Below are 248 nucleotides of genomic sequence, written 5' to 3'. Positions count from 1 at the left end.
TCATCAGAGGTATCAAACGTCGCCACTACCGCATTTTCTACTGCGCTGCCGTCGTCTTCGGTAAATGCATTGGTGTTCGTGATCGTCACTTCAGGTGCATCGTTAACCGTATTCACCACCGGAGTGGCCGAATCCGTTTCACCATTAATTGTGCCGTCGTTCGGTGTTAACGTAAATTCAGGTAAGGCTGCTCCGCTGTTAACCAGCGCCGCGCCCGCTGCTGTTAAGAGAACCTCATTGCCCACGAC

Annotated in this window: 1 protein-coding gene; it reads right to left on the bottom strand. The window is 52.4% G+C overall.

Translation table 11 applies throughout. The annotated features are described in order from the left end of the window. Positions 1-248, bottom strand: a 248-nt coding sequence (locus H5084_RS19450) for a hypothetical protein (RefSeq protein ID WP_182692247.1), incomplete at both ends; no start/stop codon positions are given.

It is taken from the genome of Psychromonas sp. SR45-3 (assembly GCF_014163575.1).
In the GTDB taxonomy this organism is placed as follows: Bacteria; Pseudomonadota; Gammaproteobacteria; order Enterobacterales; family Psychromonadaceae; genus Psychromonas; species Psychromonas arctica.
Note: the sequence above shows the minus strand (reverse complement) of the source record. Positions and strands in the feature narration are given on the sequence as shown.